The organism is Streptomyces tateyamensis, from assembly GCF_003205575.1.
In the GTDB taxonomy this organism is placed as follows: Bacteria; Actinomycetota; Actinomycetes; order Streptomycetales; family Streptomycetaceae; genus Kitasatospora; species Kitasatospora tateyamensis.
Genome location: NZ_PYBW01000394.1, coordinates 1 through 248, shown reverse-complemented (window position 1 = coordinate 248; position 248 = coordinate 1). Strand labels below are relative to the sequence as shown.

General features: G+C 77.4%; 1 protein-coding gene. It reads left to right on the top strand.

Annotation, left to right across the window (positions count from 1 at the left end; translation table 11 throughout):
• A partial coding sequence (locus tag C7C46_RS33890) for a phosphotransferase (RefSeq protein ID WP_342775468.1) occupies positions 1–248 on the top strand: 248 nt, incomplete at both ends.

Below are 248 nucleotides of genomic sequence, written 5' to 3'. Positions count from 1 at the left end.
GGACCCGGCGGACGCGGACCAGCTGCGCGCGCTCACCGCCGACCAGGCCGCCGCGGTGGCCGCCCAGCAGCCGGTGCTGCCGCCGGGGGTGAGCCACGGCGACTCGCTGCCGCGCGACGTCCACGTCGGGGCGGGCGGGCCGGTGCTGCTGGACCTTGAGACGGTGGCGGACGACCTGCGCGAGCACGACCTGGTTGTTCTCGCGCTGGCCCACCACCGCTACGGCGTGCCGGAGCGGGAGTACCTGG